1 protein-coding gene is annotated in these 447 nt (G+C 66.4%); it reads left to right on the top strand.

Annotated features, from left to right (window positions below):
* Window positions 1-375, top strand: a 375-nt coding sequence (locus tag C1631_RS25045; RefSeq protein WP_185144707.1) for an SLBB domain-containing protein, incomplete at its 5' end; no start/stop codon positions are given.
* Window positions 376-447 lie beyond the last annotated feature (72 nt).

The raw sequence follows: 447 nt of genomic DNA, 5'->3' as shown, positions 1-447 counted from the left end.
GTGGTGGCCTCCAGCGACGGCATCACCGACATCCGCCTCCAGGATGGCGACGTGATCACCATTCCTGAAATCAGCGACTCGGTGCTCATCAGCGGTGAAATCCTCGTGCCCCAGGCCGCCGTCTTCCGCCCCGGCATGAGCGTCATCGACTACGTGGAAAGCGCCGGTGGCTTCACCGAACGCGCCGACCGCGACCAGATCCTGCTGGTACGCCAGAACGGCGCCGTCGAACACGCCCGCAACACCCCGCTGCGCCCCGGCGACGAAATCCTCGTCATGCCCAAGGCACCCACGCACAACCTGCAGCTCGCCTCGACCCTCACCCAGATCCTCTTCCAGATCGCCGTCACCACCCGCGTCGCCCTGGACCTGTGATCAGACCCGCTGCAATGGCCCAGCGCCATCACCGGCACCCCTAACGGGGTGCTTCGCGGGTGCGCTTCGCTT

The sequence above is a fragment of the Chryseobacterium phosphatilyticum genome, from assembly GCF_002899825.2.
In the GTDB taxonomy this organism is placed as follows: domain Bacteria; phylum Bacteroidota; class Bacteroidia; order Flavobacteriales; family Weeksellaceae; genus Chryseobacterium; species Chryseobacterium phosphatilyticum.
Note: the sequence above shows the minus strand (reverse complement) of the source record. Positions and strands in the feature narration are given on the sequence as shown.